Origin of the sequence: Embleya sp. NBC_00888, from assembly GCF_045207655.1 — a bacterium.
In the GTDB taxonomy this organism is placed as follows: Bacteria; Actinomycetota; Actinomycetes; order Streptomycetales; family Streptomycetaceae; genus Embleya.
Window position 1 is genome coordinate 4,096,352 of record NZ_CP108785.1, and the last position, 22,332, is coordinate 4,118,683.

General features: G+C 71.1%; 24 protein-coding genes. 10 read left to right on the forward strand and 14 right to left on the reverse strand.

The genetic code is table 11. The features are described 5' to 3' along the window. Positions 1-68 precede the first annotated feature (68 nt). Positions 69-959: a LysR family transcriptional regulator gene (locus tag OG948_RS52090; RefSeq protein ID WP_331772090.1), complete on the reverse strand. Its 891-nt coding sequence runs from the start codon at positions 957-959 to the stop codon at positions 69-71. Between the two features lie 172 nt (positions 960-1,131). Between OG948_RS52090 and OG948_RS52095 the strand changes: the two genes are divergently transcribed. Next, positions 1,132-2,055, forward strand: a complete 924-nt coding sequence (locus OG948_RS52095; protein ID WP_331772091.1) for a 2-dehydropantoate 2-reductase — start codon at positions 1,132-1,134, stop codon at positions 2,053-2,055. Positions 2,056-2,187: 132 nt separating this feature from the next. On the opposite strand, the gene OG948_RS52100 is transcribed toward OG948_RS52095, so the two are convergent. Then, positions 2,188-2,790, reverse strand: coding sequence for a TetR/AcrR family transcriptional regulator (locus OG948_RS52100; protein ID WP_331772092.1), 603 nt, complete (start codon positions 2,788-2,790; stop codon positions 2,188-2,190). 86 nt (positions 2,791-2,876) lie between these two features. On the opposite strand from OG948_RS52100, the gene OG948_RS52105 reads away from it, so the two are divergent. Further along, positions 2,877-3,287, forward strand: coding sequence for an organic hydroperoxide resistance protein (locus OG948_RS52105; RefSeq protein ID WP_331772093.1), 411 nt, complete (start codon positions 2,877-2,879; stop codon positions 3,285-3,287). Between the two features lie 139 nt (positions 3,288-3,426). Here the strand turns inward: OG948_RS52105 and OG948_RS52110 are convergent, their stop codons facing one another. From OG948_RS52110 to OG948_RS52140, 7 genes are all read right to left on the reverse strand, one after another. Further along, the gene (locus tag OG948_RS52110) at positions 3,427-3,753 is read right to left on the reverse strand and encodes a hypothetical protein (RefSeq protein ID WP_331772094.1); all 327 of its coding nucleotides are present in this window, start codon (positions 3,751-3,753) and stop codon (positions 3,427-3,429) included. A gap of 603 nt (positions 3,754-4,356) precedes the next feature. Further along, positions 4,357-4,845, reverse strand: coding sequence for a hypothetical protein (locus OG948_RS52115; protein ID WP_331772095.1), 489 nt, complete (start codon positions 4,843-4,845; stop codon positions 4,357-4,359). 113 nt (positions 4,846-4,958) lie between these two features. After that, positions 4,959-5,828, reverse strand: a complete 870-nt coding sequence (locus OG948_RS52120) for a transglutaminase domain-containing protein (protein WP_331773587.1) — start codon at positions 5,826-5,828, stop codon at positions 4,959-4,961. A 128-nt stretch (positions 5,829-5,956) separates the two neighbouring features. Further along, positions 5,957-6,964 carry a HEAT repeat domain-containing protein gene (locus OG948_RS52125; RefSeq protein ID WP_331772096.1) on the reverse strand — a complete coding sequence of 336 codons (1,008 nt, stop codon included), beginning with the start codon at positions 6,962-6,964 and terminating at the stop codon, positions 5,957-5,959. A gap of 6 nt (positions 6,965-6,970) precedes the next feature. After that, positions 6,971-7,639 carry a HEAT repeat domain-containing protein gene (locus tag OG948_RS52130; RefSeq protein WP_331772097.1) on the reverse strand — a complete coding sequence of 223 codons (669 nt, stop codon included), beginning with the start codon at positions 7,637-7,639 and terminating at the stop codon, positions 6,971-6,973. A gap of 212 nt (positions 7,640-7,851) precedes the next feature. Next, on the reverse strand, positions 7,852-8,145 hold the full coding sequence (locus OG948_RS52135; RefSeq protein ID WP_331772098.1) for a hypothetical protein: 294 nt from the start codon (positions 8,143-8,145) through the stop codon (positions 7,852-7,854). A gap of 151 nt (positions 8,146-8,296) precedes the next feature. Then, positions 8,297-8,983 carry an endonuclease gene (locus tag OG948_RS52140; RefSeq protein WP_331772099.1) on the reverse strand — a complete coding sequence of 229 codons (687 nt, stop codon included), beginning with the start codon at positions 8,981-8,983 and terminating at the stop codon, positions 8,297-8,299. 101 nt (positions 8,984-9,084) lie between these two features. Here OG948_RS52140 and OG948_RS52145 point away from each other — a divergent pair, with 101 nt between their 5' ends. Beyond that, entirely contained in the window at positions 9,085-9,459 is a 375-nt protein-coding gene (locus OG948_RS52145) for a VOC family protein (protein ID WP_331772100.1), read from the forward strand. Between the two features lie 329 nt (positions 9,460-9,788). Then, positions 9,789-10,460 (forward strand): helix-turn-helix domain-containing protein, encoded by a 672-nt coding sequence (locus OG948_RS52150; protein WP_331772101.1) that lies wholly within the window; start codon positions 9,789-9,791, stop codon positions 10,458-10,460. Between the two features lie 23 nt (positions 10,461-10,483). Here OG948_RS52150 and OG948_RS52155 read toward each other — a convergent pair whose 3' ends face one another. Together OG948_RS52155 and OG948_RS52160 are read right to left on the reverse strand one after the other, a co-directional pair. Next, entirely contained in the window at positions 10,484-11,950 is a 1,467-nt protein-coding gene (locus OG948_RS52155; RefSeq protein ID WP_331772102.1) for an amidase, read from the reverse strand. Positions 11,951-12,416: 466 nt separating this feature from the next. Further along, positions 12,417-13,658, reverse strand: a complete 1,242-nt coding sequence (locus tag OG948_RS52160) for an MFS transporter (RefSeq protein WP_331772103.1) — start codon at positions 13,656-13,658, stop codon at positions 12,417-12,419. 100 nt (positions 13,659-13,758) lie between these two features. On the opposite strand from OG948_RS52160, the gene OG948_RS52165 reads away from it, so the two are divergent. Further along, the gene (locus tag OG948_RS52165) at positions 13,759-14,844 is read left to right on the forward strand and encodes a helix-turn-helix domain-containing protein (RefSeq protein ID WP_331772104.1); all 1,086 of its coding nucleotides are present in this window, start codon (positions 13,759-13,761) and stop codon (positions 14,842-14,844) included. Positions 14,845-14,920: 76 nt separating this feature from the next. Here OG948_RS52165 and OG948_RS52170 read toward each other — a convergent pair whose 3' ends face one another. Further along, positions 14,921-15,481, reverse strand: a complete 561-nt coding sequence (locus tag OG948_RS52170) for a hypothetical protein (RefSeq protein WP_331772105.1) — start codon at positions 15,479-15,481, stop codon at positions 14,921-14,923. 266 nt (positions 15,482-15,747) lie between these two features. Here OG948_RS52170 and OG948_RS52175 point away from each other — a divergent pair, with 266 nt between their 5' ends. Continuing rightward, positions 15,748-16,107 (forward strand): cupin domain-containing protein, encoded by a 360-nt coding sequence (locus tag OG948_RS52175; RefSeq protein WP_331772106.1) that lies wholly within the window; start codon positions 15,748-15,750, stop codon positions 16,105-16,107. Positions 16,108-16,282: 175 nt separating this feature from the next. Here the strand turns inward: OG948_RS52175 and OG948_RS52180 are convergent, their stop codons facing one another. Beyond that, a complete protein-coding gene (locus OG948_RS52180; RefSeq protein WP_331772107.1) occupies positions 16,283-16,600 on the reverse strand; it encodes a helix-turn-helix domain-containing protein in 318 nt (105 codons plus the stop codon). Between the two features lie 104 nt (positions 16,601-16,704). Between OG948_RS52180 and OG948_RS52185 the strand changes: the two genes are divergently transcribed. Next, positions 16,705-17,025: a putative quinol monooxygenase gene (locus OG948_RS52185; protein ID WP_331772108.1), complete on the forward strand. Its 321-nt coding sequence runs from the start codon at positions 16,705-16,707 to the stop codon at positions 17,023-17,025. 48 nt (positions 17,026-17,073) lie between these two features. On the opposite strand, the gene OG948_RS52190 is transcribed toward OG948_RS52185, so the two are convergent. Further along, entirely contained in the window at positions 17,074-17,691 is a 618-nt protein-coding gene (locus OG948_RS52190) for a TOPRIM nucleotidyl transferase/hydrolase domain-containing protein (protein WP_331772109.1), read from the reverse strand. Between the two features lie 284 nt (positions 17,692-17,975). Between OG948_RS52190 and OG948_RS52195 the strand changes: the two genes are divergently transcribed. From OG948_RS52195 to OG948_RS52205, 3 genes are all read left to right on the forward strand, one after another. After that, positions 17,976-18,344: a VOC family protein gene (locus OG948_RS52195; protein ID WP_331772110.1), complete on the forward strand. Its 369-nt coding sequence runs from the start codon at positions 17,976-17,978 to the stop codon at positions 18,342-18,344. Between the two features lie 241 nt (positions 18,345-18,585). Continuing rightward, complete coding sequence (locus OG948_RS52200; RefSeq protein WP_331772111.1) at positions 18,586-20,466, forward strand: ABC transporter ATP-binding protein; 1,881 nt, start codon at positions 18,586-18,588, stop codon at positions 20,464-20,466. Then, positions 20,463-22,169, forward strand: a complete 1,707-nt coding sequence (locus tag OG948_RS52205; protein ID WP_331772112.1) for an ABC transporter ATP-binding protein — start codon at positions 20,463-20,465, stop codon at positions 22,167-22,169. The genes OG948_RS52200 and OG948_RS52205 overlap by 4 nt, the downstream gene beginning before the upstream one ends. The last annotated feature ends 163 nt before the right edge of the window (positions 22,170-22,332 follow it).

Below are 22,332 nucleotides of genomic sequence, written 5' to 3' on the forward strand. Positions count from 1 at the left end.
AGGTGTCCGCCCGATCGAGAAGCGCCGTCCCGCCGGCCGCCACGGCGACCACCGTGCCGGCTCGTTCGTCACCGTGGGCCGTCGAGGGCGACGCTGTCGGCGAAGGCTCGGGCCAGAGGGGTGAGGTCGTCCCAGCGGCGTACGGCCCAGCCGACCGACAAGGGTGGTAGGTCGGGGATGGGCAGGAAACGTATCGGGCCGGTTTTGTCGGTGCCGCGCTGGTCGGGGAGGGCCGGCACGACGGCGTGTCCGAGGCCGAGTTCGGCGAGCAGGATGGCGGTCTCCCAGTCGGCGACGCTGGTGTCGGATGTGACGTGGATGCCCAGCTTCGCGAAGGCCGCGTCGAGGTGGGCCCGCGAGGAGGAGTCCTCCGGAAGTCTGATGTGCCGGATGCCGACGAGGTCGGCGGTGTCGATGTGGGTACGGTCGGTGAGCGGATCGTCGGCGCGGACGGCCAACACCCAGGGCAATTCGGCGACGCGGCGTTGTTGGATGCCCTGAATCGGGCCGCCGACGGTGATCCAGGCCAGGTCGAGGGTGTTGGAGGCGAGCGCGTCGAAGCAACTGCGACTGGAGGTCTCGGTCCGAAACTCCAGGCTGGCCTTGGGGTATCGGCCGCGGAAGGCGACGACGGCCTCGGACAGGAAGTGCCGCACGGTGGTGGCGCCCGTTGTGACCCGTACGGATCCGGCCTCGCCGTGGGCCAGTTCGTCGAGGCGACGCAAGGCCACGTCCAGGCCGGCGATGCCGTCGGCGGCCGCCGCTCGCAACAGGCGTCCCGCCGCGGTGGGGGCGACGCCGCGGGGGTGGCGTTCCAGGAGTTGTACCTTCGTCTCCCGTTCCAGCCGCTTCACATGCTGACTCACCGCCGACTGTGTGCACGAGAGTTCCCGGGCGACGGCGCTCAGGCTCCCGGCTCGGCACACCGCCACGAAGACGCGCAGATCATCGAGAGTCATGGACTTAAGGTAACGCTTGGGTAGTTGGCATAAAACCCGAGGATTGACTTGGAAGTGCTCCGGTTCGATGATCGATCCGGGCGGCAACCTGCTCTCACCCACGCGCCCTCGTCCGGACAGGAGAGCCCGGTGGAGCAGGTGCCGACCCGACCACCATCGAGAGGAATATCCCGTGTCCGCTTCGACCCCCTGGGACAACGAACACGCCGGCGCGCGCCCGTGGACGGTCGCGGTACTCGGGCCGGGAGGAGTGGGCGGCCTGCTCGCCGCGCTCTTGTCCCGGGCCGGTCACCGGGTGATCTGTGTCGCGGGGGAGGAGACCGCACAGGCCATGCGGCGAAGCGGGATTCGGGTGCGCAGCGGGCAGTTCGGCGACTTCACCGCGCACGTCGAGACGGATACCGAACTGCGCGATCCCGTCGATCTGTGCCTGATCACGGTCAAACACACCGCGCTGCGCGGCGCACTGGAACGCATACCGCCGCAGGCGGTCGGGAAGGGCCTGATCGTGCCACTGCTCAACGGCATCGAGCACCCCTCCGTGCTGCGTGGGTACTTCGGCGAACGGAACGTCGTCGCACCGGGCGTGATCCGCGTCGAGTCGACGCGCACCGCACCGGGCGTCATCGAACACGGCAGCCCGTTCACGGAGATCGACCTGGCCGGACCGCAGGAGCAACTCGCCTCCCTGGCGGCCGTGCTCACGAACGCCGGCGTGCACACGCGCACGGTGGGGGACGAGACCGCCGCCCTGTGGGCAAAGCTCGCCTTCCTCGCGCCCTTTGCCCTGCTCACCACCCGCTACGGGCTCACCATCGGCGAGGTGAGGACCGAGCGCCGGGCGGAGTTGGTCGCTCTCGTCGAGGAAGCGGCCGCGGTGGGCGCGGCCTGCGGTGCGCCGGTCGATCCCGCGCGATCCCTGGCGCTGTACGACTCCTTCCCGGCGCAGACCAAGTCGTCCATGCAACGCGACGCGGAGACGGGCCGTCCCACCGAACTCGACGCGATCGGCGGCGCGTTGTTGCGCGCGGCCACGCGGCACGGCACACCGGTACCCGTCGCCCTCCGGTTGATGGCCGAGCTCACGAGCGGGTGACCGCCCCCGCGTAGAAGACGTACGGCGTCACGGTCGGGCTCGGACTGCCGGTGTCGACCGGGTGGTGGCCGGGGCGCACGGGCCGGACATGCCGCGCCGGTGGGTGCGTCGGGGGCCGCGCCGTGCCGCTGGTCAGTGGCCCGCGTCGCCGGGGGTGGCGAGTACGCGGTTCAGGGCGTCGGGGATGATCCGCCGGATGGCGTCGGCGTCGTCCAGGTAGCAGCCGACCGCCAGGCCGTCGCGCAGCAGCATCAGGATGTCGGCCGTCGCGAGGGGGCGCGGGTCGCCGGCGGCGGTCAGCAGGTCGGTCAGCATCGTGCGGAACCAGGTGCGGTGGTCGAGGACCGCCTTGCGCACCGGGTGGGACACGTCCGGGAATTCGGCGGCGGCGTTGATGAACGGGCACCCCCGGAAGCCGGGTTCGCGGCCGATCTCGGTCATCAGTTCGAAGAGCCGCAGCAGCATGTCGCGCGGCGGTACATCGGTCGATCCGGCCAACAGCGCCGCGACACCGTCGCGCTGCGTGCGGTACTGCTCGTCCAGGTAGGCGTGGACCAGCTCGTCCTTGGACGGGAAGTGGTTGTAGAACGTCGCCTTCGCCACGCCGGCCTCGGCGATGATCCGGTCGACGCCCACGGCGTGCACGCCCTCCGCGTAGAAGAGCGCGGTCGCGGTGTCGAGGACGCGGCGGCGGGCCGGGCTCTCGCGGCGATGGTCGGAAGGTGTCGTACTCACACCTTGACTTTACCAGACAGGTCTGTCTACATTCGGGATCACACCAAGACAGACCCATCTGTCTACCTCTTCGAAAGGGCGGGACCATGAGCCTGTACACCGCGATCGCCACCTCCGCCGGACGCGACGGACGTGCGGTGAGCTCCGACGGGCAGCTCGACGTCAAGCTGGGCATGCAGAAGGAACTCGGCGGGGACGGCGTGGGGACCAACCCCGAGCAACTGTTCGCGGCGGGCTACGCGGCGTGCTTCGCGAGCGCGATGCAGCTCGTGTCCAAGCGGCAGAAGGTGGACGCCGCGGACGCCTCGGTGACGGCCGAGGTCGGTCTGAACGCGAATGGCGACGGCGGCTTCGGCCTGAGCGTGACCCTGCGGGTGGAACTGCCGGAGCGCCTGTCCGCGGAGGAGGGGCGCGCGCTGATCGAGGCCACCCACCAGGTCTGCCCGTACTCGAACGCGACGCGCGGCAACATCCCGGTCGAACTCGTCATCGAGTAGTCGGTCGGCGGCGAGACGAGGAATCCGCTGCGGACCACCCGGAACCGGTTGTGGGAGCGGTGGCCCGGTTCCGGGGGATCCTTCGGGGCCGCGTTCCGGTAGGGCCCTCGGTACGAGCGGGGTCGGCGTACGCGCGGAGTCAGCCGAACTTCACGCTGTGGGGGATCGGCGCGGCGAACGCCAGCGTGGTGTGCGGGCCCAGCAGCCAGTACGGTCCCTCCTCGCACCCCTGGTCCGCGTACACCTTGGCCACCGTGGTGGTGTCGTTCGTCGCGATGCGGGCGCCGCCGACGAGCGGGAGGCACTCGCCGTCGGCCGGGTCGACCAGCCGGAACCCCTCGCCGTCGACGGTCTCGTAGGTGAACGTGCCGGTGGCGGCGTGGGCCGAGCCGATGGGCCCGGCGGCCAGGACGATGGCGGCGCCGATCGCGAGGGCGATCCGTCGCAGGTGTGCGAGCGCGTACACGTGGTGTCTCCGTTCCCGGGGCCGATCGGGCCCGCTGCGCGAGGGGTGTCGATGTGGTCGAACCGCGCCGGGCGTCGCGCGCCGGCGGCGCGTTCCGGGCCCGGCGGGACCTCGTTCACCACGGCCGTGTTCCCCGGTCCGGGTCTGTGACAACGACGGACCACCCGTTCGGCGGCGGTGCGCCCGGTGCTGCCGGCGGCGGGCCGTACACCGCGGCCGGCCCGGCGTCGTGGTCGCGGGGCACGGAGGCACCCGATTCGACACGCGCATTCGGTGTGTCCGGTGAGTCCGGCGAGTCGTGGGTGGTCATGCGAAGAATCCCCCGTGCGATGTTCGACGACGCGTGCCCTCCGCGGCGGCACCGGGCCGCCGGTAGGGGTGATCGCCTCTTCGATCGACCCTACGCGGCGCTTCGCGGCGCTTCGCGGCCGCATGGCGCAAACAGCAGGCGTCGACCGGTGCGGCGACGTCGGATCCGAGTCCCGCGCCGGGGGTTCGCCGACGTCGGGGCCGCGACGTGCCGCGACTGGAGTGGTCCGACCTGGTCGGACTTGGGTGGGTGCCCAGCGGTGGCGCGCGGGGATCGGGGTGGGTGGAGGGTGGTCAGGTCACCGTGCTGATGACGGCCTTGCCCTCGGTGGCGGCTGCGGTGAGGAACACGATCAGGTCCTCGAACGCGTTGTCTCCGGTGGTCCCGTTCCAGGGACGGGACGCGCCGGCGCCGGTGGCCCACCGTTCGTCGCGTAGTCCCTCCGCCACCGGCCCGACCTGCTCCGGAGGCAGGAAGTACGAGGGCTCACCCGCGAATTCGACACCCTCGACGATGTCGCAGCCGTACCCGACCGCCCTGGCCAACCAGGGATACTCCCTGGTCCAACGTCCCGCACCGCCCTCGGCCTCCAGTCGGCCCTCGGCCGCCGTGCTCAACACGCGATAGTCGCATCCGTAGCGGTCCACCCCCGGGTGAAACCCGGAGAGGACCGAGCCGCTGTCGCCTGTGTCGACGAACAGCTCGCCGACCGGCCCCGGAGAACCCGCGAGCTCGCCGAGCACCGCGGGCTCGACCTTCACCAGGGTCAACCACATCGACATGACGCTTCCTCACCACTCCCGATTGTCTGCCACCACCCACGACCCGACGTACCCCCTCGTCGGATCCCGTCGGAAGTCCTGGCACGAGGTGGTTCACCCGGGTCTGTGCGGAACTACCGGGCGCCCGCCGCGTGTCGGCCGAGGACGGGTTCCGCGACGAGTCGCGCCACGCGGCACAACGTCTGGCCGTGCCGGGTGAAGAGTTCGTCGCGCGAGCCGAAGTGGCCCAAGTCTGCCAGGACGTAGCCGGAGAGGTCGCACGCGGTTCCGGCGTCGGTGGTCGGGCACAGCGTCGTCCCGTCCCAGTCGATCGCCGTCCTGGACAGCGCCTCGAAGAGGGTCTCCGGGCCGGTGTTGGTGAAGCCGCCGCCGGGAGCGTTGCTCAACTCGTCGAGGTCGCCGAAGAGTTCCGCGACCGTCAACCAGTGCGACATGAGGTGCTCGCCGGTGGACGGGCCCGTCAGGTGGAATTCCGGCCAGGCCAGCACCACTTGGTCCGGGACGATCCGACGCAGGTGCGGGAACCGCGGGTACCAGAACGCTCCGTCCAGCAGCAGACCGCGCACCCGCGTGGCCACTCCGGACGCGCGGGCCACGGCTTCGAGTACGGCCAGGCGCTGGCTGCACGATCCGCGACCCAGGCGCAGCACCTGCGACGTGGGGCGTTCGTCCTGCACGGAGTACACGGGTCGGATGGCTGTGGTGATCAAGCGATGGGCTGTACGCAGGACTTGCACCCGACGGATGGCGTTCCCGGCGATGCCCGGATCCGCGGCGCTGATCGCGCCCCCGGCGCCTCCCGGGTTCTCGACGCTTCCCGGGTGCTCGGTCGACGCCGTGCTCGCGGCGCGCTCGGCCAGTGCGATCACGCGTCGGTCCGGCCAGTCGAGGATCCGCGTCGGCGCCGTGCTTCCGGCGACCACTCTCCGATCGACGGTGTCCCCGTGGATACGGCGCCTGGGTCGAAGCAGCGAACTCGTCATGGCCATGGTCCCCTCATGGAGCGTTCCCCGGATACCACGACGCATCATGTCAGAGGATTTGAACGTGTTCAATTATGTGACGGGGAACGAGGATGGAAGACCCGTGCACGGCACCCGGAAGGCAACCTTCATCGCGCGTCGCGCAGCGTGAGGATGTATGCCGCCGTGAGCGCGACCGCACGGTCTTCGTCACGTGACAGATCCGCCAGGGCGCGGGACGCCGTGAGTCCCGGGATGTCCGCGAGTGCCTGGGTCAGCCGTCGACGTGCGGACGCTTCGGCGGTGCCGTGGGCGAGGCAGTCGACGAGCCTGCCGGCGATCTCATCCGCCAACGCGGGACGACTCGCCAACGCGCTCAGCGCATCGGCCGCGTCGACGTCGTTCGTGTCCTGGACGACCATGTCCACGAGCGTCGGGACCGCGGCGGCCACTCCGCGCGGACCGAGCGCCAGAGCCGCACACCTGCGGACCACGAGGTCGGAGTGCGTGAGGGCGTCCCGCAGCAGTGCGGACGCCTCGTCGTTCGGAATCTCCGCGATGGCCCGGACGGCACGTTCGCGCACCTCGGCCGACGGTGAGTCGAGACCCTCCGCCAGTGGCCGCGCCCATCCGCCGTCGTCCGATCGCGCCAAGGCCCATCGAAGGGCCCCGGCGACGTTCGGGTCCGTTTCGCTCAACGTCGCCTCGACCAGGGCCTCCACCGGCACCGGAACCTCTTCGGCCGAGGCCAACGCCGCGCGCTGGCGCTTCCCGGCGCTCTCCGACCCCAGGGCCTGGAGGAGTGCGACGACCTGGAGGACGTCCTCCCAGCCGGCGGGTTCCGCGGCCTCGATCCGACGAAGTCGAGTCAGCAGCGCCGTCTCACGCGCGATGCGTTCCCGCGTCCGGAGGATCAGGTCGTCGACGAGTTCCGCGGGCTTGAAGCCGGGATCATCCAGCGCGGATCCGACCTCACGCAGCGACAACCCCAGCGACCGCAGGCTCTCGATATGGAAGATGCGCCGGATGTCCTCCCCGGAGTACTCGCGATAGCCGCCTTCGGTGCGACCCGTCGGCCGCAACAACCCGAGCGATTCGTAATGCCTGAGCATGCGGGCGCTGACCCCGGACCGTCGTGCCACATCACCGATCAACACGGCCGGTCACTCCTCCCGGCCGGCCCTGCCGAGGGCCACGACACGCTTCGCCTCCTCGGTCGCGAACTCGAATCCCGCGTCCGGGTCGCGCAACAGTCGCTCCGTGGCGATCGCGTGCCGGCGCACGTCAGGGTCGAGAACCGTCATCGCCGCGCGCAGGATCGGCACGATCGCCTCACCGAGCGCGATCAGCGCCCGGCTGAGGCTCAGCCGGGTCTCGCGCTCGCCGCGCCCGAGTTGGGTCGCCAACACCGCGGCCAACGCGGGCTCTTCACCCTCGGGCACGAGGACGACCGCCGCCCGCCAAGCGCTCCGCGCCACCTCGTCGTCCGGGTCGGACAAAAGCGCCCGGGTGATCGCCGGCCACGCCTGGCGATCCCCGATCTTGGACAGCGTGTGCAGCGCCTGGCTTCGGGCCTGCGCCCGCTCCGAGCGGACTTCACGGACGAGTGCCGGGACCGTCGTCGACGACGCGTGGCGGGTGAGTGCCCACGTGAGCATCTCGCGCACCTGGAAATCGGGCTCGATCGCGCATCGCTCGACGAGCCTGTCCACGAACCGCGGGTCCGGGGTCGTGCCGGCCACCATCGCCGCCCGCAGCCGCACCGACGAGCGGCCGTCCTCCAGCGCCCGAAGAACGCGCGGCGCATCCGTCTCCTGCTTCGGCAAGGTCATCGGGACCACCTCCTCGGCCGTAGTCAAGACCTTGTCACGGTGTCAAGGTCAAGGGGGCCGGCCGCGAGGTCAGCGCACACCCACCCGCGCCCGCCGTCGCCGCGCTGCGTCGCACCCGCCCGTGCCGTTCGGCGTCCGGATCGGGGCGGACCCCGGGCGGGACCTACGGCGGTGGGTCCGAAGCACCGCCGAGGTCCCGCCCGAGGGGCGGCTCACGAGTCCGTGAGCACCCACAGTTGCCAGACGCCGGCAGGTCGGCACTCGTACCTGTTGGCTCCGTTGTCCAGGTACCACTGGCCCCTGGTGTGGCAGCCGCCCAAGTCTTCGGGTGCGAAGTCCTGCACGTGGTGCCAGCCGGGGCCGACCGAGGGGGCGGCGGCCGCGAATCCGGTCGCGGGGACGGTCGCCGATCCCGTCGTCGCCACGGCTTGGCTCACCGTCAGGCCGGGCGCCGTCAACAGCGCTGCGGCGGTGGCGAGTACGGCGAACCTCTTTTTGTTGTTCACGGTTCTTCCTTTCGAGTGATCGAGGGGGGAACTCCAGCGTCCCGTTTCCACCGGCAACGGTCTTCATGCGCAGGGCGGACCGGCTTGTACAACGAAATATCTACTCTTCGATACTTTTGCCGCGGCAGTGCGCGGCGGCGCGCCGGTGTCCCTACCCGGACGCGGTGACCTTTGCCGCCAGGTCGCGGTTCAGGTCGATGCGTACCAGTGCCGCCGCGAAGCGCGCCAAGTCGTCGCCGTCGACCAGTTCGGCCAACGCGGCGGCGGTCTTCGGCAGGCCGACACGAGTCGCCCCCGCGAGCGCCTTCTCGTCCAGAACCGGGCGCAGGAAGGGCCACACCTCCTGGGCCTCACGGCAGAAGATCAAGGCGCCGGACGGGCCGATGCCGGGGAATTCGCGCAACAGTTCCAGCACTCGCTCGCGGCGTTCGCCGGACTCCCGGGCCAGGCGACGCAGGTCGCCCGCGTAACGGTCGCGAGCCAGATCGGCGCATGCGCCGAGCCGTGTCGCGGTGCCTTCGTCGTAGCGCACGTAGTGCGCCCGTCCGAGCGCGTCCACCCGTTGTTGCCAGGTCAGGTCGCCCATGCCCTTCGGTGTGCCGCCGCCCGCGTCGATCAGTTCCCGCGCCGCGCGCACCGCGATATCGGCCTTGATGCGCGTGGAGATCAAGTTGCTCAGCACGAGCAGCCGCCACAGCGGCGCCGGCTTGTTCGTCAGACGGATGCCGGCCTGCCGGGCGTACGTCGTGCCCGCCTCGGCGAGCACCGCGCCGACGAGCTCGCGCCTCGTCTCGGCCGTCTTGGTCGGGCCAGGGGATGTGGCGCTCTTGGAAGACATGGCCGGCCGCTCCGTGTCGCGAGGGTGATCACCGTCGGCGGAGCCGTTACCCGCAACGGGGGCGAGGAATCGAACGATCGTTGTCGGGAAGCGGCAAGGACATGACGCTACGCATGGGATGTACGGTCATCACCACCACCGATCTGCCGCGAGCGATCGAGTTCTGGACGTCCGCGCTCGGGCTTCGCCCCCGTGATCGGGTCACCGAGGACACCGATTTCGTCGTCCTGGTCGAACCGGACGGGAGCGGGCACGCCCTCTCGCTTCAACTCGGCGAGGTGCGCGAGCGAGTCGAACCGGTGCGGGTCCACTTGGACCTGTACACCGACGACCAGGCCGGCGAGGTCGAACGCCTGATCGGACTGGGTGCCGGTCGACCCGAGTGGGACTACCCGGACGACCCGGATTTCGTGGTGTTGGAGGACCCGGACGGCCACCCGTTCTGCGTCGTGGCCCACGATCCGCACAAGAACTGAACCCGGAGCCGTCGGCAGGGCCCCGCCTGCGCGGCTCGCCCGGTCGGCGGCCGGGCGCGGCCGGATCAGCCATTGCGCAGGTGCCCCGATATGGGTGAGCCGGTTCGGCGCGTTCACGGGTGGCGCGGAGCCGGGGGATCAGGGCGGATCACCGGTGGCATCACCCGCGCACTCGCGGAAATGTCGGCCCGTTGGATACGATTTAAAGACTCCGAGTTATCTGGATCGGATTGTCGGATCCATGCGATCGAGACGTGTCCCGACGACGAGAACCATCCGGAAGGCCCGGAGCCGGTGGATGGTGCAGCGCCGGCTAGAGTGAGGTCGCCATGGCTCCGGATCCCGAACCCACACGTCGCAAGCTGATCGACGCCGCCACGCGCCTGTTCGCCGAGCACGGGGTGAACGCCGTCTCGCAGGCGGCGATCGTACGCGCCGCCGGTCAGCGCAACACCGCCGCGCTGGTCTACCACTTCAAGGATCGCGAAGGTGTGCTGCGGGCCATCGTCGCCGAGAACGTCGAGCGGCTGCGGGCTCGGCGCCTGGCCCTGCTGGGCGAGGCCGCCGCGGCGTCGCCCAGCGCGATGCGGCCCGTGGTCGAGGCCCTGGTGCGACCGATCGCGGACCTGTGCGACGGGGACTGGCGCGACCGGGCGTACCTGCAGATCCACGCCGACCTGACCGGACATCCGGTGTGGTCGAGCGAGGAGGTGCGCGAACGGGTGCACAAGGGCGGCGCGCCGGAGGTACTGCGGGTCGTCGCCCAACGTTGTCCGGACGTCCCCGACGACATTCTGGAGATCCGCAGCCTGCTCGTCGGCGCGTTCGTGAGCCGGGCGGCCTCCGCCCGGGCCAGGGGCATCGCCGAGGGCGCGCCGGAGCACGCGTTCCGGATGTCGCACGCGAAGTTCGTGGCCAACCTCGTGGACGTCGCGGTCGCCGCGCTGACCACCCCGGTCAGCGCGGAGACCCTGGCCGCCGACGCGCCGCCGGGGCCCTGACGCGTCGGCGGCCGATGCCCGGGTCAGCCGCCCACCGGCGGCTCGATGTCCGGCCGGGCTCCCGCCGGCGGCCAGACCGGCTGCCAGGGCCACGGCGCGGCCTCCTCCAGTTGCGCGGCGAGCCGCAGCAGCACGGCCTCCGCACCCATGCGGCCGGCGATCTGTACGCCGACCGGCAGGCCCGCGCCGTCGAACCCGGCCGGGATGCTCGCCGCCGGCAGACCGGTGACGTTGAAGATCTGGGTGAACCTGGTGGCGTTCGGTCCGTGTGCCGTCATCGCCGCCGGGTCGGTGGTGTCCAGGACGCCCAGTTCGGGGGTGGTGACGGCCATCGTGGGCGTCAGCCAGATGTCGTATCGATCGAAGAACGGTGCGATCTCGCGGCCGGCGCGTTCGATGTCCTTCAGCGCGTGATGCAGGTCGACCGCGCCGGAGCCGCCCAGCGCGTCGTACAGGTACCGGGTGAACGGCTCCAGGTCGTCGTCGGCGAGCTCACGCCCGAGCACGGCGAGTCGGTCCTGGATCTGCGCGCGCGACGACGCCGCCATCACGATCGCGCTCGCACGGGAGACCTTGCGGGCGTCCCAGGTCGGTGCTGCCTCCTCGACGTGGTGACCGAGGTCGGTCAGGTGCGCCGCGATGTGCTCGACGGCGCGCACGAGTTCGGGCGCGACGCCACCGCCCGGGGCCCGGGTGCTCATGCCGACCCGGAGCCGGGCGGGCGGTGTGGCGAGCGCGGCGAGGAACGAACCGCCGACCGGAGTCGGCAGCGCGGCGTACGGGTCGCCCGGCACGGGTCCGGTGACCGCGTCGAGCAGGGCGGCGCTGTCCCGGACGCTGCGGGTGAGCGCGTGGTGCGCGGCCACGGGATAGGCGAAGGCGCCCGCGCCGCGGTCGTCCGGGACGCGCCCCCGTGAGGGTTTGAGCCCGAACAGGCCGCAGCAGCCGGCCGGGATCCGGGTCGACCCGCCGCCGTCGTTCGCGTGCGCGGCCGGCAACATGCCCGCGGCGACCGCCGCGGCCGAGCCGCCGGAGGATCCGCCCGCCGAGTGGGTCAGGCGCCACGGATTGCGGGTCGGGCCGTGCAACACCGGCTCGGTGGAGGCGTTCTTGCCGAACTCGGGGGTGTTGGTCTTGCCGACCAGGACCAGGCCGGCACGCCGGTAGCGGGTCACCAACACCCCGTCGTCGGCGGCGACGGCATCGGCGAACAGCCGGGACCCGGCGGTGGTGGGCAGTCCGGCCATGTCGCAGGAGATGTCCTTGACCGCGAACGGCACACCCCGCAGCGGTCCGTCCGGCAATCCCGCGTCGATCTCGGCGCGGGCCCGGTCGATGCGGGTGGCGACGAACGCGTTGACGACCGGATCGCGTGCCTCGATGCGGGCTGCGACGGCGTCGAGAAGTTCGTGCGGCGAGATCCGTCCGTCCCGGACCAGCGCGGCCAGGCCCACCGCGTCGTTGCCGTCGAGGAGGTCTTCGGTATCCATGGTGGTCCCCTTGCGAAGGTGGGATGGGGTGGGTGGTGTGCCGCGTGACGGGTGGTCCACGTCGCGGGCGGCGAATCAGTCGCTGTGCAAGGCGGTGCGGATCGCGAACCCGAGTGCGGGCATGTTCGCTGCTCTCCGGCTCGGGATCGGCTCGGCTCGGGGGCGGAATCCCAAGCCCGCCGCAGGACTTCGGGACGACGACGCATGAGCGGTGGTCGGCGTGCCGGTGGACGAGCGCGAGCGCCCGGAGTTCGGTCGGGGCCGCTCCGCCGGCCGGATCCGGGGCAACCCGCGTCCCCCATGGGCGGGGACGCCGGAACCGTCGATCCGAAAATCGCGGTTCCGGCGCTCGGCGGTCCTCCGTCCGCCGTCCCGCGCGGCGAACTTAACTCGATCGATTTAAATTCACAAGAGCTGTCTCGACGAAGGTGTCGGCCGACGAGCGCCTGCCGACGCTCCCCCGAGCTCACGAGGCCGCTCGCGCCCGGTGGGCGCTTTCGCCTGGTTGTGTTCCTTCGTCCTTCTCGATGGCGACCGCGGACGCGGAGAGGAGTGTCGCAGCGGCCAGGCTGCCCCACAGTGCGGTCGGACCGTGCGGTGCGAGAGAGGTGAAGACCGCCGGGGAGACGGCGAGGCCGAAGCCCGTGGAGAGTTGGAAGCGGGCGAGGGATCGTCCCAGGACGTGGGCCGGGGCGAGGGCGGTGACGAGGGCGGTGGCACTGCCGGCGTAGAGGATCTCGCCGATGGTGCAGAGCACGGACATCACCACGACGGCCGGGGCACCCCAGCCGTGCCCCAGTGAGGTGGCCGCGAGGAAGCCCAGGTAGGACGCGGTGAGTACGACGCCGGCCAGAGCCAGCACGGTCCGCCGGGAGAATCGGGACATCAGCACGGTGAGCGGAACCTGCAGCGTGACCACCAGCACCGTGTTGGCCACGAAGATGGCCGCCGACCACACGGGCGATGCGTGCAACTGCGTCACCAGCACCAGCGGGAGCGCGATCTCGGGGACGTTGAGGCAGAAGACGTAGACCACGTTGCCGGCCAACACGGCGCGCATCCGGGGAGCGGGCCCCTCGTCCCGGTCCTCGACCGCGGTGGCCGCCGGATGCGCGCGCAGGTGGACCGACCAGGCCAGGGCCGCCGCCGTGAGATAGGCGAGCCCGGTGACGGCGGCCAGTGCCTGCAAGGCGGTGGCGCCGCCCGCGAGGCACACGGTGGCGAGGAGCGCGCCCACCCCCAGGCCGGCGTTGCGCAGGGCACGGCCCGCCGCGAGAGCGGCGTCGCGTTCCCGGCCGTGGGCGATCGTGGCCACGAGAGCCGCGTGGGCGGCCGGCCATGCCTGGTTGCCGATGCCGAGGAACAGCGCCGCCGCCGCGAACACCCAGACCTGCCCCGCCGGGGTGGCCGGCAGCAGCGCCACTCCCAGCACCCGAACCAGCATCGACGCCGCCACGACCGTGCTGCGTGCGCCCCGGTCCAGCCATCGACCCACGGCGGGCATGCACACCAGGCCCACGACGACGCCGACCGTCATGGCGATACCGGTGGCCGGCGCGGACAACCTCAGCACCGTCATCCCGTAGAGCAGCAGAAAGGGCCGCAACAGGCCGGTGCCGAGCGCGTCCACGGCCAGGGCGACGGCGTAGTGGGGGCCTCCGGAGGCACGGACGAGGGCACGGGGCCGGATCTTGATGGTGGTTGGCATGGCGACAACGGTGCTTTCGGCCGCCGGGTTCGCCCGCGTCGGTTGACGGACACCGTCAATCGACGCGGTCGCCGGTCGTACGGTCGGTGATGATGAGGGGGTGACCTTGAGGATCGACATCAGCGGCTTGCCGTCCGGGCGAGTGCGATTCGCCGCATCCCCGCTGGCCGAACTGACCGCGATGCTGCACGTGCTGGCCGAACCCGGGCATCATCCGCAGTTCGCCGCCTGGGCCGGGGACGTCTGGGCCGGGCTGTCACCGGAGCTCGCCGAACGGTTGCGGGAGGCGGACTTTCTCTGGCGCTCCTCACAGGCCGACTTCCTGATCCCCGCCCGGCCCCGGCCGACCCTCGCCGAGGAGTTGCACGACGTGGACCGGATCGACGACGAGAGATACGTGACCGCCGCACTCGTCACCACGTGCGGCGGCAACCGGGTCCGCTTCGCCGCACCCTCGCCGCTCACCGACTCCACCGCCCGCGAACGGGCCCTGGATCTGGCCCAGGCCCGCGGCGCACGACAGGAGGCCTTCGCCGAACGGCTGCTCGCGGACCCGGCCACCGTGCGGGTGTGGATGCGCGAAACCCTCGAACAGTGCGCCGAGGCCTTCTTCGACGCCGCCTGGTCGGGCGTCGCCATACAACTCGCCACCGACCTGCGCCTGAAGAACGACCTGCTCAAGCGCAAGGGCATCGGGCCCGCCCTCGCATCGGTCTCCGGCGCGATCGCGCTGGCACCGGACGGCGACCGCATCGTCATCGACAAGCTGCAGGACAAGGCGACCACCGCGTACGACACCGGGGTCACCTTCATCCCCACCGTCTTCAATCGCCCGCACCTGGTCGTGGTCCACGCGCCCGGGTGGCATCCGGTGGTGCAGTACCCCGTGGCCGAGTCGAGCGCCTCGGAACCGGTGCCACTGGAAACGGTCACCCTGCGCCTGGAGGCACTCGCCCATCCGGTACGGCTGCGCCTGCTGCGCACCCTGGCCCGCAGCCCGCACACCACCGGCGAACTGGCCCACGTCTGGGAGCTGTCACCCCCGGAGGTCTCCCGCCACCTCGCCGTCCTACGCCGCGCGGGCCTGCTCACCGCCCGACGCCAGGGCCGTTACGTCCGCTACACCCTCAACCTGCCCGACGTGACGACCCTGGGCACCGACCTGCTGGCGGCCGTACTACGCTGACCAACCCCGAATCGCCGAAGCCCCGGGGGCCCTCGCCTCCGCGGCACCATCGCCGCGACGACCGCACAGCGTTCGCTCACGTGGCCGCGGCGTTCCGGATTTCGATGATGTCCGGGAAGGTCCCGTACGGCCCCATCGCTCCCCAGGCCAGGTGGCCGGTGAACGGGACCGACAACTCCTGCGGCGGCACCGGCACCAGGACGCGGTCGGTCGTCTCGAGCACCGCCAGGGTCACATGCGGGCGGTAGTCCGCGCCCGCCGAGGTGAGCGTGCCCAGCGACAACTCGCGGGCGTGCCGAAGCACTTCGCGGTGCGCCGCGTCGAGGTCGGCGCTGCGGAGCGCCTCCGACCCGACGTACACACCGCCCTGCGGCACGTAGGGGTCGCCGGTCGCGAACGCGGCGATCTGCGTACCGGACAACACCACGGGCAACTCCGCCGGGACCGTCGCGCAGGTACGCCCCCACAACTCGGCGGCCTCGGCCCGATCGCAGTCCACGTGCCGCAACGTCAGGTGTGGTCGGCGCACTTCGTCCACGCACATGATCGTGGGTACGTCGCGGGCAATGGAGCGGGCATACGCCACCAGGCGCGCCGATGTCCGCGTGTCGGGCAGGAGAATGATCCCGTAGGGCATCTGCCGTCACCTTTCGTTCTCCCGAGCCGCGCCGTCCCGCGGCTCTCGGCGCCCCTCATGCTGCCGTGCCGTTCCCCCGTCGACGGCCCCCGCGCGCAAAGCGGCCGGCCGCCGCGCGCACCGCACTCCCGGCCCGCCGCCGGACCCGCTCGGCAGGGGGTACTCATTCGTATGGGTGCCCCGGGTTGCGGTTCGGGATTGCGTTCGCGTTCGCTCGCGATGAAGCGCAGGATGGAAGTGGTGAACTCCGAAGGAGATGATTCACCATGCTTGCTGTGCGTTCGATCAACGAGGCCGACGAGAGCCGCGACATGCCGCACGGCCACCTCGACGTAGTCAGTTTGGAAGGCGTCGATTTCGGCGTTGCCCGATTCGAACCGGGCTGGCGGTGGTCGCAGGATGTCGGACCCATCGCGGGGACCGACAGTTGCCAGTTCCACCACAACGGTTACGTCGCCCAAGGGCACCTGCACATCCGCATGGACGACGGTGAGGAGAAGGATCTCGGCGCGGGTGACGTCTTCGTCTGCGATCCCGGCCACGACGCGTGGGTCGTCGGCGACGAGACCGCGGTCGTCTTCGACTTCGCCGGGAACATCCACGACTACGCCACGCCCGGCAAATAGCCGCGGTCACCACGGCACGAGCGGGTAGGCCGAGGTCCACGCGCCGCACGACGACGCGGAGGTAGGTCTCCGGTATGACGGCCGGCCACCACAAAGGGCCGGGCGCTCCGGCGCGCCACGCGGGTCGGCCCGGTGGTACGGAGCCGGCCCCCGGGTCGGGAGGGCGCGCCGCTGGTCAGTCCTGCGGTTCGGCCGCGACGATGTCCAGCAGTCCCGGGAATCGCCGCTCGACGTCGGCTCGACGCAGGCTGGCCATGCGGCTGTTGCCCCGGTCGACCTGTCGGACCAACCCGGCCTCGCGCAGCGTGCGGAAGTGGTGCGTCAGGGTCGCCTTGGACACCGGCAGCCCGAAGGAACTACAGGTCCGCGCCGTGGCGTCGGGCTCGTTGGCCAACTCGCGCACCACCCGACGACGCAGCGGGTCCGCCAGTGCCGAGAGCACCCGGCCGAGTTCGATCTCCTCGACGGCCGGATGACCTTCCTCGTCGGGCATGCGGCCACCTCCCTTCAGGTACGGCTTGCATCATACCTATTGCCTTGCTAGCGTCCACCGGGCACTAGGTACGAACTTCGTCATACCTGCCAGAGGAGAATCCGATGCCCCAGCCGCTCACCCTCGTCGGCACCGCCCGGCCCAAGCCCGAACGCGCCGCCGAGTTGAAGCAGCTCCTGCTCTCGTTCGTCGAGCCCACGCGAGCGGAACCCGGTTGCCTCGAATACCACTTCCATGAGGACCGCGACGAACCCGGAGTCTTCGTCTTCTACGAGGCGTGGCGCTCGCAGGCCGATCTCGACGCCCACCTGGCGCTTCCCCGGATGAGCGCCTTCTGGGAGAGCCGCATGGACTATCTCCAGTCCGACCTGGACATCCGGTTCCTCACCATGCACAGTCCCTACCGGCCCGACTCCTCGAACTGACCGCCGCCACCGCGCCGCGCCCGCCGCCGGTCCCGATCGGTGCCTCGGTCACAGGCTCGCGAGCAGATCGTCGAGGGGCGCGGGTACCCGCTCGGAGTCGAGGGCCTCGACCAGCAGTCGGCCGTAGCGGATCTTGCGGCCCTTCTTCGTACCGAGGAAGCGCCGCAGCCGTTGGTGCGGGGGGCGGCCCCGATGGGCGGGCTGGCTCACGAAGGTCTGCCAGGCCCGAAGGTCGCCCTCGGCCGCGAGGATCTCCTCGACCCGTGCCACGCCCAGCGCGCGGACGAGTTCGTCCTCCAGGTCCGACACGCACACGAAGAACCCGCGGCGCGGTGCGCGGGCCCGCTCGAGAGCGCGGTCGTAGAAGCCCTGCTCACCCTCGTCGCACAGTCCGGCCAGGCGAAGACCCAGCCCCGGCGGCCCGAGCAGGGCCGCGTATCGGCCGACGCTCATCGCCCCGCCCATCGGCAGTGCGCACACCCCTTCGGAGGACAGGTCCCGGCCGCGCCGCGCGGCCAACGTCTCGACGGCCGCGAGATCGCTCGGCCCTTCCAGCAACACCGCGGTCCGCACGCGCAGTCGCGCGGCCAACTCACCCGCCGGCCCACCGGGGCCGCCCGCCGCCCAGCCGGTAACCGCGTCCCGGAACGCTCGCATGTCCGCCATGCGCCGATTCTTTCCCGGTCCGAACGGACACGGCACGCGGTTTTCCCCGGCGAAGGAGGATCCGGTACGCCGCCGGCCGGCGCCCGCTCCCTCCGATGGCCGCTCTTCGTCGAAGCCGGGCGGCCGCGGGACGGGTCGTCGCGCGGGACGGGTCGTCGTCGGCCGTTCGGCGTGGCGTTCCCATTTGTACAAGACCGCGGTGGCGGTTTCGGGCACCCTCGTCGGTGTTCGCCCGCCGGCGGGCGGTTCTTCGCTGCTCCCCGGCCCGTCACCAGGAGTCGCCCATGTCCATTCGCCGTGTGATGCCCGATATTCCCTCGCAGGCCATGGCGGAGAGCCGGGACTTCTACGGTCTCCTGGGGTTCGAGGAGGTCATGAACCACGGCTGGGTGATGACGCTCGCCTCGTCGTCGAACCCCACCGCGCAAATCACCTTCATGACCCATGACAAGACCGCGCCGGTCGTACCCGACGTGAGCGTCGAGGTCGATGACGTGGACGCGGTCCATGCGGCGGTACGGGCGAGCGGCGCGGAGATCGTGCACCCCTTGCAGGACGAGGAGTGGGGAGTACGCCGGTTCTTCGTCCGCGACCCCAACGGCCGGGTGGTCAACGTGCTGACGCACCGCAAGGGTCCGGTCGGCGCCGGATGAGGGTCGCGGTGCGGATCGTGGACCGCGAGGACCCGTGCGCCCGTGGGTTCCGGGGTCGGCCGGGGCGTGGTTTCCGCAGGCGCGCCGCGCCACTCCTTCTCCTTCCTCGTGCCGTCGGCGCGGGTTCGGGTCTCGTGGTCGACACGGGATGGGCTCGATGCTACTTTCGGAACATGTTCGGAAAGTCGATCGAGCCGCGCCCGGGATCGGAGTCCGCGATGACGGCGCAGACGGGAGAGCGATGAAGGCCGCCGACCTCGCCCAGACGGAGGCGCAGTCCGTACCGCCGGCGGCGGCCCTGCCGCCATCCCCGCCATCACAGCCATCCCCGCCGGAGGCCGATGCCGCGGCGGGGAAGAGCCTGGTGCGGTTGTTGCGCCCGTACGGATGGAGCTTCGCCGCCGTTGTCGTCCTGCAGGTCGTCGGCGCGCTCGCGGGTTTGGCGCCGCTGCTGGCGGTCGTCGAGTTGGGTCGCTCCCTGCTGTCGCCCGGCCCGACCGATCGTGATCACGTCCGGATGGTCGTGATCACGGGCGCGAGCGGCATGTTGGTCCGGCTGGTGCTCACAGCGGCGTCGTCGGGGATCGGGCACATCCTCGACGGCCGGGTGCAACTGATGTTCCGTCGGGAACTGGCCGCACGGTTGGGGCGCGTTCCGATCGGTTGGTTCTCCCGGCGGCGGACCGGCGAACTGGCCAAGGTGGTGCGGGAGGACGTGAGCGCCGTGCACCCCTTCATCGCGCACGCCCCCGGCGAACTCGTCTCCGCGTTCGTGGTGCCGCTCGCGTCGCTGATCTACCTGTTCACCATCGACTGGCGGCTCACGCTGATCACGCTGATCCCGGTGGCGCTCGCGGTGGCGATGGTCCCGTTGATGATGACGCCGACCCGGCTGGGCGAGCAGCAGGAGTTCGACGCGGCCATGGGACGGATCTCCGGTTCCGTCGTCGAGTTCGTGCAGGGCATCGCGGTGGTCAAGGCGTTCGGCGGATCCGGGCGCGCCCACCGCAAGTTCCGCACCGCCGCGGACGACTTCGTCGACACCTTCCACCGCTGGGTGCAGGGGCTGTCCCGGATCGCCGCCGCGATGCAGGTGGTGTTGTCGCCGCCGTTCGTGCTGCTGGTCGTGCTCGTCGGCGGCGCGGCGCTGATCACGAACGGCGGCATGGACCCGGCCGATCTGCTGCCCTTCCTGCTGCTCGGACTGGGCCTGACCGCGCCGGTGGCGGCGCTCGGCCACGGCTTCGACGACATGCAGGCCGCCGGGCGCGCGGTCGGCCGGATCCGGGACGTACTCGACGCGCCGGTGCTGCCGGAGCCCGCGCACCCGGCCACACCACACGGCCACCGGGTGGAACTGCGCGATGTGCGATTCGGCTACGAAGCCGATCACGAGGTGCTGCGCGGGATCGACCTGGTACTCGAACCGGGAACGGTCACCGCCATCGTCGGGCCGTCGGGAAGCGGAAAGTCCACGCTGGTCCAGTTGTTGCCGCGGTTCTTCGACCCGACCCACGGATCGGTCGCCCTGGGCGGTGTCGATCTGCGCGAGCTCGACAGCCGGGAGCTCTACCGGATGGTCTCCTTCGTCTTCCAGGACGTCCGCCTGTTGCGCGCGTCCGTCGCGGACAACATCGCGCTCGCCGTACCGCAGGCCGACCTCGACGCCGTCGTGCGTGCCGCCCGCCTCGCGAACATTCACGATCGCATCCTCGAACTGCCGCGCGGATACGACTCGGTGATCGGTGCGGACGCCGGACTGTCGGGAGGCGAGGCGCAGCGGATCTCGATCGCCCGCGCCCTGCTGGCCGATACACCCGTGCTGGTGCTGGACGAGGCGACCGCGTTCGCCGACCCGCAGACCGAACTGGCGGTGCGCCGAGCCCTGACGACGCCGGGAAGCGATCGCACCATGCTGGTCATCGCGCATCGCCTGGAGACGATCGCGGACGCCGACACCGTCGTGATGCTGGAGAACGGCTCGATCGTCGAACGCGGCAGCCCCGCCGAACTACTGGCTCGGGAGGGGAAGTTCGCCGCGTTCTGGCATACCCACCGATCGGCTGTCGCCGACGAGGGGGACACCCCCGATGACGCGGCGCAAGGAGACGAGTCCCGATGATCCGCATGTTGCTGCGTGTGCTGGGCGACGAGCACGCCCGGCCGATGCGCCGTACCGTGGCGCTGATGACGACGGCCGCGCTGGTCGAGGGCCTGTCGTACGCACTGTTGGTCCCGGTGCTGCGGGCGTTGTTCGGGAGCACTCCCGAGGACGCCTGGCCCTGGCTGATCGCGTTCGGGGTCGCGGTCTACGCCGCGCTGCGCTACAGCGGCGACCTGTCCGGATTCCGGATCGGGACCACGGTGTTGCGGGGTACGTACCACCGACTCGGCGATCACATGGCCCGGTTGCCGATCGGCTGGTACAGCGCGAGCCGCGTCGGGGAGGTGTCCACGCTGGCCAGTCGGGGCGTCCTGGAGGCCATGGGCGTGATCGCGCATCTGCTGGCACCGCTCGTCTCCGCCTGCGTGACCCCACTGACCATCGCGGTCGTGATGCTCGCCTTCGACTGGCAGATGGGGCTGGCGGCGTTGGCCGCCGCACCGATCGTGGCGGCGATCCAGATCCGGACCGCACGCTCGATGGCCGCCGCCGACACGGAGCGCACCGAACGCGACCACGAGGCCACCGGACGAGTGATCGAATACCTCCAGGCCCAACCGGTGTTGCGGGCCGGCGGCCGGACCCTCGAACGCTTCCGGCTGCTCGACGACTCGCTGCGGGAGGTGCGGCGCACCTCCCGCCGTTCCACGCTGTCGGCGCTGCCCGGCGTGGTGGGACTGACCCTCGTGGTGCAGGCGATGTTCACCGTGCTGCTGGTCCTGGGCGCCTACCTCGCGCTCGAAGGGGACGTCGGCGCGGCGGAGGTCCTGACGATCCTGGTGTTGGCGGCCCGCTGCGCGGATCCGCTGCTGTCGCTGACGGACATCGCCGGCAAACTCCGCGGCGCGCGTTCCGTGCTCGCGGGTCTCGACGCGGTGCTGCGCGCCGAACCGCTGCCGGAAGCCGCCGAACCGATACAACCGGTGGGCCACGGCCTGGAGTTCGAGTCCGCCGTGTTCCGATACGGCGACCGTACGGTGATCGACGACGTGTCGTTGTCCGTGCCGGAGGGACAACGGCTGGCCGTCGTCGGACCGTCGGGGTCAGGCAAGAGCACCCTGCTCCGGTTGCTCGCACGGTTTCACGACGTGGACGCCGGCGCGGTGCGGGTGGGCGGCGTGGACGTGCGCGCGATCGATTCGCGCGTGTTGATGGAGCGGTTCGCCATCGTCTTCCAGGACGTCTATCTCTTCGACGGCACGATCGAGGAGAACGTACGCCTGGGCCGTCCGGACGCCGACGACGCGGCGGTGCGGGCGGCGGCGACCGCGGCCCGGCTGGACGAGGTGATCGAGCGACTGCCCGGCGGATGGGCGACGCACGTCGGCGAGGGCGGCGCACTGTTGTCCGGCGGCGAGCGCCAGCGTGTCTCGATCGCGCGAGCGCTGCTCAAGAACGCGCCGATAGTGCTGCTGGACGAGGTGACCTCGGCGCTGGACCCGATGAACGAGGCGGCCGTCCACGAGGGCATCGAACGCCTGATGGCGGGCCGGACGGTGGTGATGGTGGCGCACCGGATGCGAACCGTGCAACGCGCCGATCGCATCGTCTTCCTGGACGAGGGCCGGATCGTCGAATCCGGCAACCACGACGAACTGCTGCGCCACGGGGGCCGCTACGCCGATTTCTGGAGTGTCTCGCCTTCTCCTGCGGCGAGTTGACGCGTCGGGGCGGGCCCGTGGGCGCGTCAAGCCGATCGCCGCCGCCCGCCGCCGCCCGGCGGGCGGCGGGCCGGATGCCCGCGAGGACGCGAAGGTGTCCACCATCGAGCCCGTTGCGCGACGCGTGGGGATCGAGCGGGTGATCGATGCGGGGCGCTCGGTC